Raw genomic sequence first — 14,556 nt, forward strand, 5'->3', positions numbered from 1 at the left:
GTTTGGTATTAATAACATACTGGCCAGTATAATTATTCCTAGCACCATTAGCGAAAGGTCCTTCAGCATGCGCAGCTATTTCCTGCCACTCGCTTTGCCTGCCAGCTTGTTATTCCTGTTGGCTGCCTGTGGCCATGAAGAAGCGGCGCAAACCACCGTCCGCCCGGCCATGGTGGTTCAGCCAGAGCCTTCGGCGCAGGCTTCCGACAGCTACCCGGGCGAGGTGCGTGCACGCTATGAACCCGACCTGGCCTTTCGCATTGGCGGCAAAGTCAGCCGACGACTGGTGGAGGAGGGCGAGCGCGTCAAGGCCAACCAGCCCCTGGCCGAACTCGACCCTCAGGACGTACGCCTGCAACTGGAAGCCACCCGCGCCCAGGTCGCCGCTGCCGACGCCAACCTGAGCCTGGTACGCGCCGAGCGTGACCGCTACAAGACCCTGATGGACCGTCAGATGGTCAGCCGCTCCCAGTACGACAACTCCGAAAACCTCTACCGCACCGGTGAAGCACGCCTCAAGCAGATCAAGGCCGAATTCGACGTGGCCAATAACCAGGCCGGTTACGCCGTGTTGCGCGCACCCCAGGATGGCGTGGTCGCCAAGCGTGCAGTGGAAGTCGGCCAGGTGGTGTCGGCCGGCCAGACCGTATTCACCCTGGCCACCGATGGCGAGCGGGAGGTGTTGATCAGCCTGCCGGAGCAAAGCTTCGGGCGTTTCAAGATTGGCCAGCCGGTGTCCGTGGAACTGTGGAGCCAGCCTGACCAGCGCTTCAACGGCCGCATCCGCGAACTGTCGCCGGCTGCCGATCCAAAGTCGCGAACCTTCGCCGCCCGCGTCGCGTTTACCGGCGGCAAAGTGCCTGCGGAACTGGGGCAGAGCGCTCGCGTCTTCATCCAGGCTGACGGGGTGATTCCCCTGGCGGTGCCGCTGTCTGCCCTGAGCGCGGAGAACGGCGCGTCCTACGTCTGGGTGGTGCAGCCCGACAATACCCTCAAGCGCACACCGGTGCGGATCGGCGCCTTTGGCGAGAAAACCGTGCCGGTACTGGAAGGCTTGAACCCCACTGATTGGGTGATCGCCGCCGGTGTGCATGTACTCCATGAGGGCCAGCAAGTGCGCCCGGTGGATCGCGCCAATCGAGTGGTAAGTCTGGCGGCCAAGGAGTAGTCCCCGATGGGTTTCAATCTTTCCGAATGGGCGTTGCGTAATCGCCAGATCGTACTGTTCCTGATGATCCTGCTGGCAGTGGTCGGCACCTTGTCCTACACCAAGCTGGGACAAAGCGAAGACCCGCCGTTTACCTTCAAGGCCATGGTGATCAAGACCAACTGGCCAGGCGCTACGGCCCAGGAAGTGTCGCGCCAGGTCACCGAGCGTATTGAAAAGAAATTGATGGAGACCGGCGACTACGAGCGCATCGTCTCCTTCTCGCGACCCGGTGAATCCCAGGTCACCTTCATGGCCCGGGACTCGATGCACTCCGCAGAGATCCCGGACCTCTGGTACCAGGTGCGCAAGAAAATCAGCGATATTCGCCAGACCCTGCCACCGGATATCCAGGGCCCGTTTTTCAACGATGAATTCGGTACCACCTTCGGCAATATCTACGCCCTGACCGGCGATGGCTTTGACTACGCCGTGCTCAAGGACTACGCCGACCGCATCCAGATTCAGCTGCAACGGGTGCCGGATGTCGGCAAGGTCGAACTGCTGGGCTTGCAGGACGAGAAGATCTGGATCGAGCTGTCCAACCTCAAGCTCGCCACCCTCGGCCTGCCGCTGGCGACGGTGCAGCAGGCGTTGCAGGAACAGAACGCGGTGTCCACCGCCGGCTTCTTTGAAACCCCGAGCGAGCGCGTGCAGTTAAGGGTGTCCGGCAACTTCAAGACCGTTAAGGAGATTCGCGACTTCCCGATCCGCGTCGGTGATCGTACGTTCCGTATCGGTGACGTGGCCGAGATTCATCGTGGCTTCAACGATCCACCGGCACCGCGCATGCGCTACATGGGCGCCGACGCCATCGGGCTGGCCGTGGCCATGCGTGATGGTGGCGACATCCTGGTGCTGGGCAAGGCCCTGGAAGGCGAATTCGCACGCCTGCAGAAGAACCTTCCTGCCGGTATGGAACTGCGCAAGGTGTCGGACCAGCCGGCAGCGGTAAAAACCAGTGTCGGCGAATTCGTCCAGGTGCTCGCCGAGGCCCTGGCGATTGTGTTGCTGGTGAGCTTTTTCTCTCTGGGCGTGCGCACCGGCATGGTGGTCGCCCTGGCGATTCCGCTGGTGTTGGCCATGACGTTTGCCACCATGTATTACCTCGGCATCGGCCTGCACAAAATCTCCCTCGGCGCGCTGGTGCTGGCGCTGGGCTTGCTGGTGGACGATGCGATCATCGCCGTGGAAATGATGGCGATCAAAATGGAGCAGGGGTACGACCGGCTCAAGGCCGCCAGTTTCGCCTGGACCAGCACAGCCTTCCCGATGCTCACCGGCACCCTGATCACGGCCGCGGGTTTCCTGCCGATTGCCACGGCGCAATCGAGCACCGGTGAATACACCCGCTCGATCTTCCAGGTGGTGACCATTGCGCTGCTGGCCTCGTGGGTCGCCGCCGTGATGTTCGTGCCGTACCTGGGGGAAAAACTCCTGCCGGACCTGGCGAAGATTCATGCGGCCAAGCATGGCACCGACGGGCCGGATCCCTACGGCACACCCTTCTATCAGCGCGTAAGACGCCTGGTGGAGTGGTGTGTGCGTCGGCGCAAGACGGTGATCGTCCTGACCTTGCTGCTGTTTATCGGCTCGGTGGCGCTGTTCCGCTTTGTGCCCCAGCAGTTCTTCCCGGCTTCCGGGCGACTGGAACTGATGGTCGACCTGAAACTGGCTGAAGGCGCGTCCCTGAGCAATACGGCTGACCAGGTCAAACGCCTTGAAGCCTTGCTCAAGGAACATGCAGGTATTGAAAATTATGTGGCCTACGTCGGTACCGGTTCGCCACGTTTCTACCTGCCGCTGGACCAGCAACTGCCGGCCGCCAGCTTTGCCCAGTTTGTGGTGTTGGCCAAGACCATCGAGGAGCGCGAAAGCTTGCGCACCTGGCTGATCGAAACCCTCAACGAACAATTCCCGGACCTGCGTTCGCGGGTTACGCGGCTTGAAAACGGCCCGCCGGTTGGCTACCCCGTGCAGTTTCGGGTAACGGGCGAGCACATCGAAGAAGTCCGGGCCCTGGCGCGGAAAGTGGCGGCCAAGGTTCGCGAAAATACCCACGTGGTCAACGTGCACCTGGACTGGGAAGAACCGAGCAAGATCGTCTACCTCAACGTTGACCAGGACCGCGCCCGTGCCCTCGGCGTGAGCACCGCCAACCTGTCGAAATTCCTCCAGAGTTCCCTCACGGGCTCCAGCGTCAGCCAGTACCGCGAGGACAACGAGTTGATCGAAATCCTGCTGCGCGGCACGGTGCATGAGCGCACCGAGCTGTCGCTGCTGCCAAGCCTGGCGGTGCCGACCGACAACGGCAAGAGCGTGGCGCTGTCGCAGATCGCGACCCTGGAATACGGCTTTGAGGAAGGCATCATCTGGCACCGTAATCGCCTGCCGACCGTGACCGTTCGCGCCGATATCTACGGCAAGGAACAACCGGCCACCCTGGTGCAGCAGATCCTGCCGACCCTCGAAGGCGTGCGTGCTGAACTGCCGGACGGCTACCTGCTGGAAGTTGGCGGCACGGTCGAGGATTCCGCCCGTGGGCAGAACTCGGTCAAGGCCGGTGTGCCGCTGTTTATCGTGGTGGTGCTGACCTTGCTGATGCTGCAATTGCGCAGCTTCTCCCGCACCGCGATGGTGTTTCTCACGGCGCCCTTGGGCCTGATCGGGGTGACACTGTTCCTGCTGGTGTTCCGCCAGCCCTTTGGGTTCGTGGCGATGCTGGGGACCATCGCGCTGTCGGGGATGATCATGCGTAACTCGGTGATCCTGGTGGACCAGATCGAGCAGGACATCAAGGCCGGCCTGGCTCCCTGGCAGGCGATTATCGAGGCGACCGTGCGGCGCTTCCGGCCGATTGTGCTGACGGCGCTGGCGGCCGTACTGGCGATGATCCCGCTGTCCCGCAGCGTGTTCTTCGGGCCGATGGCCGTGGCGATCATGGGCGGCTTGATTGTTGCGACGGCATTGACCCTGTTGTTCCTGCCCGCGCTGTATGCGGCGTGGTTTCGGGTCCGCAAGGAGGCGGTGTAAGGCTGCGAGTGGCAGGGGTGTCCTGTAAGGAAATGCCTCTGGTCATTCACACATAGACGCAAACTGCGACCCTGGGCGACGGAACGTTTGCCCGTGGTGCTCCACTCAGAATTGTCTGATTGACAGACGTCGTTGTCGGGGCCGCAAGCCTGCGGTCCCGATGAACAACAATGAGTTCATGGAGTGTCATATGTTTATTTTGTCTGCCCTGGCAGCTTTCAAAGGTGCTTTCCTGGGGTCACTGCTGGGCAATCTGTTGCCTGGTTCCAATAAAGAAGCTGATACGGCGCGACCGCACAAGCCCGGCCATGGACGGCCCGGTTTCAACCACGGCCATCACTCCCGACCAACGGGGCCTGTCCTGCCTGCGCGGCCCAAGCCGTATCACCAGGCGCCGGTGCATGAGGCCCACCAACCCTACCAGAGGTCGTCGGCACTCTTTCCGATCCATCGGTAGCCGCTGACTCGAGGCAGCCCGGGAACCACTCGGGCTGCCTTGCCACTCAGAGGGGGCTTTTGACCATAGATATCGAGGAGTGTGTATGATTTTTCCAGTACTGGTTTCACCACTGCACCTGTTGGGGGCTGTATTTGGAATAGGGCCGAATTTCGGTCGGTCCAATGGCAATGGCCAGCCCGAGATCAACATTAATATCAAAACCGAAAACAACACCACCAACAGCAGCAACAGCAATGCCGTGGGTAGTGATTTGCCTTGCAAGTGCCGCTATTAAAAAAAACGCCCTGAATAGTTCAGGGCGTTTTTAGTTGCCGGGTATGGTCTACAGCGCCCCGAACACCTTCTTGGCCAAGCTGGTGGCAGCCGCCGCCGGGTTCTTGCGAATGGTTTCTTCCTGCTGGGCGATCATCTTGAACAGCCCGTCCAGCGCCTGTTCGGTCACGTAGCTTTCGACATTGGCGCTCTTGGCATCAATGGCGCCAAAGGTGGCGGCCTTGCCGGCGAGCGCGTTGTACTGCTGGGCCACGCCGACCTTGTCGGTAGCGGCCTTGACGATCGGCAGGAACTTGGCCCGGATCTCGTCACGGCTGCTTTTGTTCAGGTACTGGGTGGCCGAGTCCTGGCCGCCGGTGAGGATGCCCTTGGCATCGGTCACGCTCATGTTTTTCACCGCGTTTACCAGGATCGGCTGGGCCTGGGTGACAGCAGACTCGGCCGCCTTGTTCATGCTGGTTTCAAGTTGCGTGACCTGGTCACCCATGCCGAACATTTTCAACTTGTCAGCGACTTTGCCCAACTTGCCCGGCAGGCCGATCTTCACTTCGGGGTTGTTGCTGAAACCACCGGGCACACCCAGTTGTTTCACGGCAATCTGTGCGCCTTGGGTCAGTGCATCCTTGAGGCCGCCGGTGGCGTCGCCCTGGGACAGGCTGCCGAGGGACAAGGCCATGGCGTTGGCACCGAGCAGCAAGCCGGCGCACAGGGCAGTGAGGCGAAGGGAGTTACGGAGCATGGGCGCTTCCTTATGTTCGATATTTTAATCAGTGTGCAACCGCATCCACGCGCAGGCGCAGCGGTTGTGGGTCCTGGCCGTTCAACTGCACGGAGTGCCGTTCGGTGGTGATAAACAGTAGCTTGCCCTCCAGTTCGATGCGAGCGCTCACTGAGTAACTGTGGCCAGGCTTGACCTGGGTCGGGTCGTAGCTCAGATGAAAGGGCAGCGGCACCTGGCCTTTCACCGGGCCTTTCTGCTCGGCCAGGGTCACGGCCGGGGCATCCATCAAGGACACATCCTGCAGGGTCACACTCAAGGTGGCGGCGGGCGGCAGGGCGATGCGTTGCAGGTAGAACACTTCGCCATCGAGGCTGGCTTTGGGCGCGGGGCTCATGGTCTGGCAGGCTCCCAGCAGGGCGGTCAGGCCCAGGAGGATGATTTTTTTCATGGTGCAGCTCCTTGTCAACGGCGCCAGAAACACCCTGGCGCCTCGGTCACTCTAGTGTGTTTCTTCGGGTACCACAGGCTGGTCTGGCGCCTCTTCGCTGCGATGCAGTGCGACCTGGCGAATCGACAGGCGAATCTCCGCGGGCAATACGCGTTTGGCTGCACCTTCGGCCAGCTCACCCAGCAGCGGGTGATAGCTCAGTTTGCCGGCCTCGTCGCGACGCAGCACATCTTGCTCCAGCAGGGTCTGGATAAAATGTCGGAAAAGGCTCTTGTCGAAGAACTCCGGGGCATTCAGGCCGTGCAGGATCGACAGGCGCTGGGCCATGACCGTGCACAGGTCTTCCAGCTCTTCGGCGCTGATGCTGTTCTGGCCGCTGTTGAGCAGCAGCGAGATCGCCATGTAGAAGCGTTGCAGGGTCTGGGCGATGCTCTTGGACAGCAGGGTCAACAGCACAAACTGCCGTGAGCTCGGCGCCGGGCGCAGGTACACGTCGTTTTCAAAACGCAGCAGGCCTTGTTCGACGAAGGCTTCGAGCCACTGGTCGACCACAGCGTCCAGTTCGTCCAGGGACCAGCGGATAAACAGCTCCGATTGCAGGTACGGGTAGAGCGCACGGGTATAGCGCAGGATCTGTTCGCGGCTCATCCGCGAGCTGCTCTGGAAGAAACTTGCCAGCAGCGCCGGCAGGGCGAAGATGTGTAGCACGTTGTTGCGGTAGTAGGTCATCAGGACGGCGTTCTGCTCGTCCAGGTAGAGGATCTTGCCCAGTGCATCGCTCTGTTCCGACAGCAGGTGCATGTCCTTGACGTGCTTGATCAGCGCCAGGCCGTCGCCTTCCGGCAGGGTGGTGTGGGGCGAGTAGGGCACCTTGCGCAGCAGTGCCAGGTACAGATCCAGCTGGCGCGCCATCGCCTGTTCGTCCAGGGCCAGGCGGGTGGTGGACAGCAGCGCGAGGGCCACCAGGTTCACCGGATTGATCGCCGCCGCTTCGTTCAAGTGTTGCGCCACCCGTTCTCCGAGGCGGTTGGTGGTTTCGTTGAGCCACGCCGGCTTGTAGTTCGGGCCCAGCTCCTGGGAGCGCCAGTCGGGCTGCTCGCTGTCGAGGAATTCAGCCAGCTTGATCGGTTCGCCGAAGTTCACGGCGACCTGGCCAAAGCGCTGCTTGAGGGCGCCGACCACTTTGAAAATATCGAAAATCGACTCTTTCTTCTTGCTCGCACCGCGCAGTTCGCCCAGGTAAGTGCGGCCTTCCAGCACCCGCTCATAGCCGATGTACACCGGCACGAACACGATGGGCATGCGCGAGGAACGCAGGAAGCTGCGCAGGGTGATCGCCAGCATCCCGGTCTTCGGTTGCAGCATGCGCCCGGTGCGCGAGCGTCCGCCTTCGACGAAGTATTCCACCGGGAAACCCTTGGTGAACAAGGTGTGCAGGTATTCGTTGAACACCGAGGTGTACAGCGGGTTGCCCTTGAAAGTACGGCGCATGAAAAACGCCCCGCCACGGCGCAACAGGCTGCCGATCACCGGCATGTTCAGGTTGATCCCGGCGGCGATGTGCGGCGGGGTCAAGCCATTCTTGAACAGGAGATAGGAGAGCAGCAGGTAGTCGATATGGCTGCGATGGCACGGTACATAGATCACCTCGTAGCCCTGGGCGACCTTTTGCACACCTTCGATGTTGTTGACCTTGATGCCGTCGTAGATCTTGTTCCAGAACCAGCTCAGCACCACTTCGAGGAAACGGATGGCGGTGTAGGTGTAGTCCGAGGCGATCTCGTTGCCATAGCGCAGGGCCTGGGCCTTGGCTTTCTCGGGGGTGATTTTCTCGCGTTCGGCCTCGTCGAGGATCGCCTGGCGTACCAGTGGCATGTTCACCAGGCCCTTCACCAGGTTGCGCCGGTGGGACAGGTCGGGGCCGATCACTGCGGTTTTCAGGTTGCGAAAGTGCACCCGCAGGATGCGCTGGGCCATGCGCACGGTGCGTTCGTGGCCTTTATTGTGCTCGATCAACTCACGCAGGTTGATGGGCGCGGAGAATTGCACCCGGGTCTTGCGGCCCAGGATCAGGATGCTCAGCAGCCGGCGCAGGCGGCCGGTGACGGCCCAGCTGTCGGCGAACAGCAGTTTCCAGGGGCTGGACTCGCTGTCGGGCGACTGGCCCCAGAACACGCTGACTGGAATGATCTGTGCATTCTCTTCGGCGTGTTCGGTGAGCACATCCACCAGGCGGGTCAGGGTGGGTGGGGCGCCACGCTTGTCCTGGCGCCCCAGCCAGTCGGGGTCGGGCGTCAGGTAGAAGAAGGCTGCCGGCTCCATCAGCGGGCCGACCGACACCGGCAGCACCGGGCGCGGCAGGCCGGCCTTGGTACATTCGGTATCAACCACCGCCAATTCGGTGAGGGATGGAGATTGCAGGACGTAAAACACCGGACGACTGCGGTCGAGGTTCAAGGTAAGGGACGACTGGTTGATCGTCTCTGAGCGAACCCAGAGGTACAACAGCCGGCGCAAGGTGCCAAATACCAGACGGCGAAAGGGAGAACGGGTCATACGGCTTCTGCTTTGAGTGGGGAAAAAAACCGGGCAGGTGCTCGGGGCGCTAGTGTGCAGTATTAGCCGAAAATCGGCAAAAAAGCGGCGAAGTAATCTTGAGTTGAAGCTTTTTGAGCCTGTCTTATACTCGGCAGTTCAACTGCGACGACTCAACAATAAACGTACTTATAAAAAGCATGTGGGAGCAAAACAGATGGCAACTCGCGAAACCGGCAATGTGAAGTGGTTCAACGACGCCAAGGGCTATGGCTTTATCCAGCGGGAAGATGGCAAGGATGTGTTTGTGCACTACCGCGCCATTCGCGGTGAAGGGCATCGTTCATTGGCCGAAGGCCAGCAGGTGGAATACGCCGTGGTGACGGGCGAGAAGGGCTTGCAGGCTGAGGATGTGGTGGGCCTGTAAACAATTGCAGCGACACCGGATAACCCATGTGGGAGCGGGCTTGCTCGCGAAAGCGGAGTGACAGTTGATACTCAGGTGACTGACACACTGCATTCGCGAGCAAGCCCGCTCCCACATTCTTGATTGGATTTACAGCGTTAGATCAGGTTGTTTTCCAGGTGATCTGCTCTTCACCGTCGGCGCTGATACGAATCCAGGTATCCGCGCTTTCTTCACCTTCTTCTTCTATCCAGCTGCCCGGCGCGCAACGCACTTCGACGTTCAGCGCGGCAAAGGCTGCGCGGGCGCAGGCGATGTCGTCTTCCCACGGGGTCTGGTCGCTTTCCAGGTACAGGCTGTTCCATTTGCCTACGGCTTTCGGCAGCCAGGTGACCGGTACGCTGCCGGCTTTGCACTTGTAGGTCTGGCCGCGCTGGACCCAGTCGGTGCACGGGCCCAGGGCGGCGCCCAACCAGGCGGCGATGGCCTTGTGGTCGACGTCGGCGTCCTTGAGGTAAATCTCGATATCAGGTTGGCGCATGGATGTTCCTCGTTGCGGGATTTTGAAAATCCATTCGCGGATTCGGCGCGGGCCCCAAGAGGCCCACAAAATATTGGGTTATTGAAGCACGAAATAGTCGTAGCGCATCGACACAGTGACCAGCAGCGGTTCGGCGGCTTCGATCACCCGGGCCCGGCGTTCGGCACTGGCGCGCCAGCCGTGGGGCGTCATCGCCAGCAGGTTGGCGCGATCCTTGGGATCGGCCAGGCTGAGCTTGAACTCCAGGGTTTCGCTGTGTTGCAGGCTCATGCCCTGCGGCACCAGCGCCAGGTGCTTGTCGTCGGTGTACTCGCGCACTTCGTCGTACAAACGCTCACGCAGCTCCATCAGGTGGCCGCGGGTCGGGCCGACTTTCATCAAGCCGCCGCCCGGGCTGAGCAGGCGCTTGGCCTCCAGCCAGTCCAGCGGGCTGAACACGCTGGCCAGGAACTGGCAACTGGCATCGGCCAACGGCACCCGGGCCATGCTGGCGATCAACCAGGTCACCGTGGGGTTGCGCTTGCAGGCGCGCTTGACCGCTTCCCTGGAAATATCCAGGGCATAACCATCGGCGCGCAGCAGGGCGTCGGCGATCTGTGCGGTGTAGTAACCCTCGCCACAGCCGATGTCGAGCCAGCGCTGGGGTTTGCGTTCAGCGGCCAGTTCGGCCAGGCGCCTGGCCACCGGGGCGTAATGCCCGGCGTTGAGAAAGTCGCGGCGCGCTTCCACCATCGCCAGGTTGTCGCCCGGGTCACGGCTGTTCTTGTGCTGCACCGGCAACAGGTTCAGGTAACCCTGGCGCGCCCGGTCGAAACGGTGCCCGGCCGGGCAGGCTACACCGTTGTCCACTTCCTGTAGCGGTGCGCTGCAAATGGGGCAAGCGAGCATCAGGCGAGCAACTTGATCAGGGTCTGGTAGTAGATTTCGGTCAGCACATCGAGGTCGCTGGCGAGGATGCGCTCGTTGACCTGATGGATCGTCGCGTTGACCGGGCCCAGCTCCACCACCTGAGTGCCGAGGGTCGCGATGAAGCGCCCATCGGAGGTGCCGCCGCTGGTGGACGCCTGGGTCTCGCGACCGGTGACGGCCTTGATGCTGGCGGAGACCGCATCGAGCAACGCGCCCGGTTCGGTGAGGAACGGCAGGCCCGACAGCGCCCACTCCACATGCCAGTCCAGGCCATGCTTGTCGAGAATCGCCGCGACCCGCTGCTGCAGGCCTTCGACGGTGGACTCGGTGGAGAAGCGGAAGTTGAACACCGCCGTCAGGTCGCCCGGGATCACGTTGGTGGCGCCGGTGCCGGAGTTGAGGTTGGAAATCTGGAAGCTGGTAGGCGGGAAGAAGGTGTTGCCATCGTCCCAGTGCTCGGCGGCCAGTTCGGCCAGGGCCGGAGCGGCCAGGTGGATCGGGTTCTTCGCCAGGTGCGGGTAGGCCACATGGCCTTGCACGCCGCGCACGGTCAGGGTGGCGCCGAGGGAGCCGCGACGGCCGTTCTTGACCACGTCGCCCACCAGGGTGGTGCTCGACGGTTCGCCGACGATGCACCAGTCCAGGCGCTCCTTGCGGGCTGCCAGGCGTTCGATCACCGCCTTGGTGCCGTGGTGCGCCGGGCCTTCTTCGTCACTGGTGATCAGGAATGCGACCGAACCCTTGTGGTCCGGGTAGTCGGTCACGAAGCGCTCGGAAGCGACCAGCATCGCCGCCAGGCTGCCTTTCATGTCGGCTGCGCCACGGCCACAGAGCATGCCGTTTTCATCGATCAGCGCGTCGAACGGGTCGTTCTGCCAGGCCTTGACCGGGCCGGTCGGCACCACGTCGGTGTGGCCGGCGAAGCACAATACCGGGCCTTCGTGTTTGCCGTGGGTGGCCCAGAAGTTATCCACATCCTCGATGCGCATCGGCTCAAGCGCAAAACCGGCGTCGCCCAGGCGCTGCATCATCAGCTTCTGGCAATCGGCGTCGACCGGCGTCACCGACGGGCGGCGGATCAGGTCGATAGCGAGTTGGAGGGTCGGCGAAAGGTCGGCGTGGGCCGTCATGTAAAAACTCCAGAAGCATGTCAGGGCGCAAGGCTTATGTGGGAGGGGGGCTTGTGTGGGAGCGGGCTTGCTCGCGAATACGGAGTGTCAGTCAACAATGTATGAACTGACCCGGCGCATTCGCGAGCAAGCCCGCTCCCACACAAAGCAATGGCCTGGGCCAAGTCTCACAAAATGGCCGTTATCTTATAGCAAAACGGCGGCCAGAGGCCGCCGTTTAGTGCATTGCGCAGGATTTTAAGCAGCGGCCACAGGCTCTTGCTTCGGTGCCGGTTTCGGCAGCGACGACAGGAACGCCATGATCAGCGCCGCCACATACGGCAGCGACTGCACCAGCAACATCACCACCCAGAAGCGCATGTCATTGCTTGGCAGCCCCTGCACCAGGTAAATCCCCAGTGCCGCACCCCACAACAGCAGCATGATGAACATCTCTTCCCGGGCTTCGGAAATCGCCACCCAGAAACCGTGGTTATCGGCATTCTTCGGTGTACGGAAGAACGGAATGCTGGTGGTGAAGAACCCGTACAGCACCGCCTTGGCGATGGTGTGCGACAACGCCAGCCCGGCCAGTGCCGCGCAGAACGCATCTTTCAGGTTCACACCCACCGCACGACGGTAGAGGAAGATGATCTTGCCGACCTTGAACACGAACAACGCCAGTGGCGGGATCGCGAAAATCAGCAGCGGCGGGTCAACCCGCGTCGGCACGATAATCATCGCCGCCGACCACAACAAGGCGCCCACGGTGAAGAAGATGTTCATGCCGTCGGCCACCCACGGCAACCAACCCGCGAGGAAGTGGTAGCGCTGGCCACGGGTCAGCTCGGTGTCCTTGCCGCGCAAGAGGCTCGCAGTGTGACGCTTGATGATCTGGATCGCGCCGTAGGCCCAGCGGAAACGCTGTTTCTTGAAGTCGATAAAGGTATCGGGCATCAGGCCCTTGCCGTAGCTGTCGTGGTAGTACGCCGCCGACAGGCCCTTCTCGAAGACCCGCAGGCCCAGCTCGGCATCCTCACAGATGCACCAGTCGGCCCAGCCCAGCTCTTCCAGCACCGAGCGACGGGTCATGGTCATGGTGCCGTGCTGGATGATCGCGTCACGGTCGTTGCGGGTGACCATGCCGATATGGAAGAAGCCTTTGTATTCCGCGTAGCAGAGCTTCTTGAAGGTGCTTTCGTTCTGGTCGCGATAATCCTGTGGCGACTGCACCACGGCGATTTTCGGGTCGGCGAAGTGCGGCACCATGTGCTTGAGCCAGTTTGGCGACACGCAGTAATCGGAGTCGATCACCGCGATCACTTCGGCATCCTTGGCGGTGTGCGGGATCAGGTAGTTCAGTGCGCCGCCCTTGAAACCGGCCAGGGGCGAGACGTGGAAGAACTTGAAGCGCGGGCCGAGGGTTTCGCAGTAGTCGCGCACCGGCTCCCACACGGCCGGGTCCTTGGTGTTGTTGTCGATGATCAGGACTTCGTAGTCCGGATAATCGAGGGCGGCCAGGGCGTCGAGGGTCTGTTTGACCATCTCCGGCGGCTCGTTGTAGCACGGCACGTGGATCGAGACTTTCGGGCGGTAGTCCGAATCCCCTTCAACCGGCAGGAATTCACGCCGGCGTTTGTGGGTCCAGACTGCTTCGGCCAGCTCATGGGCTTCGGTCAGCAACACGATAAATACGCCCAGGGCGCCGAGTGCCAGCAGGAAGCCCACCGTCAAGCTGAACCAGGTGCTGTATTGCTGGCTGTAGTCATAACCGATCCACACCAATACCGACCCGCACAGGAACGCGATAAAGGTCAGGAACGTACGGCCGCGCTGGCGCAGGGCCGAGCCGTCGATCATCAGCAGGGTCAGGGACAGCAGCGCAAGCACCACCGAGCCGATCGCCAGCACTCGCCATTGCGGAATCGCGACCACCGGGCCATCAAAGTTGAATTTCTGCTGGCGTGCGGCGTTGAACACGCCCCAATAGGCGCCTACAGAGCCTTCGTCGCTGGCTTTCCATGGCTGGTCAAACGCTTCGATCACGAAGTAGTTGTAGCCCTGGCGGTTCAGCGTGTTAACCAACGTGCGCAGGTAAATCGCTTGGTCGGCGGGGGAGGCGTCAGCACCGCCACGCATCCGTCCGTTGCTCGGCCAGCCAACCTCCGACAGCAACAGCGGCTTTTTCGGGAAGGTCTTCTTCAGGTCCCGTGCGCGATCGAGGACGAACTGGCCGGCCTTGTCCACCGGGATATGTTCCCAGTACGGCAGGATGTGCGCGGCGATCAGGTCGACGTGCTTGGCCAGTTGCGGGTTGTGTTCCCAGATGTGCCATTGCTCTGAGGTGGTTACGGGCACCTTGACGGCGGCCCGTACCCGATCCAGCAGCACGATCAGCGCTTCCGGAGTGATTTCCTCACGGAACAGCGCCTCGTTGCCCACCACTACCCGCACTACGCTGCGGGAGCTGTTGGCGATTTCGATGGCGCGCTGGATCTCGCGCTCGTTGCGCTCGAGGTCCGGACTGATCCAGATCCCCAGGGTCACCCGCAGGCCGAATTCTTCCGCCAGCTTGGGGATATCCCCCAGGGTGCCGTCGACCGAGTAGGTACGGATGTTGTCCGTCAGCTTGCTCATGATCGCAAGGTCCTGACGCATTTGATCGTCGGTCGGATACTGGTCTTTCTGTGGGTACTGGCCTTGCTGGAACGGCGAGTACGAAAAACCGGAGATCTGCTCGGGCCAGTTAGGGGCATTGACCGGGCGGTTGATCAGCGCCCAGAAGCCGGTGAACAGCGCGGCAATTGCCAGCACCACCACCAGGTTGAGTCCAAATTTACGCGATGACATGGCTATTTCGGGTTCCAAAGGGTGTGGAACGAAAAGAGGTGTCGGCCTGCGCCGAACGGCGCGC

Annotated in this window: 11 protein-coding genes; 4 read left to right on the forward strand and 7 right to left on the reverse strand. The window is 61.7% G+C overall.

The window, feature by feature from the left end; translation table 11 throughout:
- The first annotated feature begins 67 nt into the window (after positions 1-67).
- The 3 genes from C0058_RS06125 (at position 68) to C0058_RS06135 (ending at position 4,974) form a co-directional block, all read left to right on the forward strand.
- Positions 68-1,168, forward strand: coding sequence for an efflux RND transporter periplasmic adaptor subunit (locus tag C0058_RS06125; protein ID WP_102368220.1), 1,101 nt, complete (start codon positions 68-70; stop codon positions 1,166-1,168).
- 6 nt (positions 1,169-1,174) lie between these two features.
- A complete protein-coding gene (locus tag C0058_RS06130; protein WP_102368221.1) occupies positions 1,175-4,240 on the forward strand; it encodes an efflux RND transporter permease subunit in 3,066 nt (1,021 codons plus the stop codon).
- 542 nt (positions 4,241-4,782) lie between these two features.
- A complete protein-coding gene (locus C0058_RS06135; RefSeq protein ID WP_008430499.1) occupies positions 4,783-4,974 on the forward strand; it encodes a hypothetical protein in 192 nt (63 codons plus the stop codon).
- A 48-nt stretch (positions 4,975-5,022) separates the two neighbouring features.
- Here the strand turns inward: C0058_RS06135 and C0058_RS06140 are convergent, their stop codons facing one another.
- Genes C0058_RS06140 through plsB form a run of 3 tightly spaced genes read right to left on the reverse strand, consistent with a single transcriptional unit; the run spans position 5,023 to position 8,698 of the window.
- Positions 5,023-5,712, reverse strand: a complete 690-nt coding sequence (locus C0058_RS06140; protein ID WP_003219356.1) for a DUF4197 domain-containing protein — start codon at positions 5,710-5,712, stop codon at positions 5,023-5,025.
- Positions 5,713-5,740: 28 nt separating this feature from the next.
- Positions 5,741-6,142, reverse strand: a complete 402-nt coding sequence (locus C0058_RS06145; protein ID WP_003219355.1) for a YbaY family lipoprotein — start codon at positions 6,140-6,142, stop codon at positions 5,741-5,743.
- Between the two features lie 51 nt (positions 6,143-6,193).
- On the reverse strand, positions 6,194-8,698 hold the full coding sequence (plsB, locus tag C0058_RS06150; protein ID WP_102368222.1) for a glycerol-3-phosphate 1-O-acyltransferase PlsB: 2,505 nt from the start codon (positions 8,696-8,698) through the stop codon (positions 6,194-6,196).
- A 196-nt stretch (positions 8,699-8,894) separates the two neighbouring features.
- Between plsB and C0058_RS06155 the strand changes: the two genes are divergently transcribed.
- On the forward strand, positions 8,895-9,104 hold the full coding sequence (locus tag C0058_RS06155) for a cold-shock protein (protein WP_003219353.1): 210 nt from the start codon (positions 8,895-8,897) through the stop codon (positions 9,102-9,104).
- Positions 9,105-9,246: 142 nt separating this feature from the next.
- Here C0058_RS06155 and C0058_RS06160 read toward each other — a convergent pair whose 3' ends face one another.
- The 4 genes from C0058_RS06160 to C0058_RS06175 form a co-directional block, all read right to left on the reverse strand.
- The gene (locus C0058_RS06160; protein WP_102368223.1) at positions 9,247-9,624 is read right to left on the reverse strand and encodes a hypothetical protein; all 378 of its coding nucleotides are present in this window, start codon (positions 9,622-9,624) and stop codon (positions 9,247-9,249) included.
- Positions 9,625-9,702: 78 nt separating this feature from the next.
- The gene (locus tag C0058_RS06165) at positions 9,703-10,512 is read right to left on the reverse strand and encodes a putative RNA methyltransferase (protein WP_102368224.1); all 810 of its coding nucleotides are present in this window, start codon (positions 10,510-10,512) and stop codon (positions 9,703-9,705) included.
- A complete protein-coding gene (dapE, locus tag C0058_RS06170; RefSeq protein ID WP_008430488.1) occupies positions 10,512-11,663 on the reverse strand; it encodes a succinyl-diaminopimelate desuccinylase in 1,152 nt (383 codons plus the stop codon). The genes C0058_RS06165 and dapE overlap by 1 nt, the downstream gene beginning before the upstream one ends.
- Positions 11,664-11,900: 237 nt before the next feature.
- Complete coding sequence (locus C0058_RS06175) at positions 11,901-14,492, reverse strand: glycosyltransferase (protein ID WP_003219347.1); 2,592 nt, start codon at positions 14,490-14,492, stop codon at positions 11,901-11,903.
- Positions 14,493-14,556 lie beyond the last annotated feature (64 nt).

Origin of the sequence: Pseudomonas sp. NC02 (genome assembly GCF_002874965.1) — a bacterium.
GTDB lineage: Bacteria > Pseudomonadota > Gammaproteobacteria > Pseudomonadales > Pseudomonadaceae > Aquipseudomonas.

Bases quoted from the DNA above. Each gene is read 5' to 3' on its own strand.
- dapE (WP_008430488.1), bottom strand. From the start codon at position 11,663: ATGACGGCCCACGCCGACCTTTCGCCGACCCTCCAACTCGCTATCGAC.
- C0058_RS06135 (WP_008430499.1), top strand. From the start codon at position 4,783: ATGATTTTTCCAGTACTGGTTTCACCACTGCACCTGTTGGGGGCTGTA.
- C0058_RS06130 (WP_102368221.1), top strand. From the start codon at position 1,175: ATGGGTTTCAATCTTTCCGAATGGGCGTTGCGTAATCGCCAGATCGTA.
- C0058_RS06140 (WP_003219356.1), bottom strand. From the start codon at position 5,712: ATGCTCCGTAACTCCCTTCGCCTCACTGCCCTGTGCGCCGGCTTGCTG.
- C0058_RS06165 (WP_102368224.1), bottom strand. From the start codon at position 10,512: ATGCTCGCTTGCCCCATTTGCAGCGCACCGCTACAGGAAGTGGACAAC.
- plsB (WP_102368222.1), bottom strand. From the start codon at position 8,698: ATGACCCGTTCTCCCTTTCGCCGTCTGGTATTTGGCACCTTGCGCCGG.
- C0058_RS06160 (WP_102368223.1), bottom strand. From the start codon at position 9,624: ATGCGCCAACCTGATATCGAGATTTACCTCAAGGACGCCGACGTCGAC.
- C0058_RS06175 (WP_003219347.1), bottom strand. From the start codon at position 14,492: ATGTCATCGCGTAAATTTGGACTCAACCTGGTGGTGGTGCTGGCAATT.
- C0058_RS06125 (WP_102368220.1), top strand. From the start codon at position 68: ATGCGCAGCTATTTCCTGCCACTCGCTTTGCCTGCCAGCTTGTTATTC.
- C0058_RS06155 (WP_003219353.1), top strand. From the start codon at position 8,895: ATGGCAACTCGCGAAACCGGCAATGTGAAGTGGTTCAACGACGCCAAG.
- C0058_RS06145 (WP_003219355.1), bottom strand. From the start codon at position 6,142: ATGAAAAAAATCATCCTCCTGGGCCTGACCGCCCTGCTGGGAGCCTGC.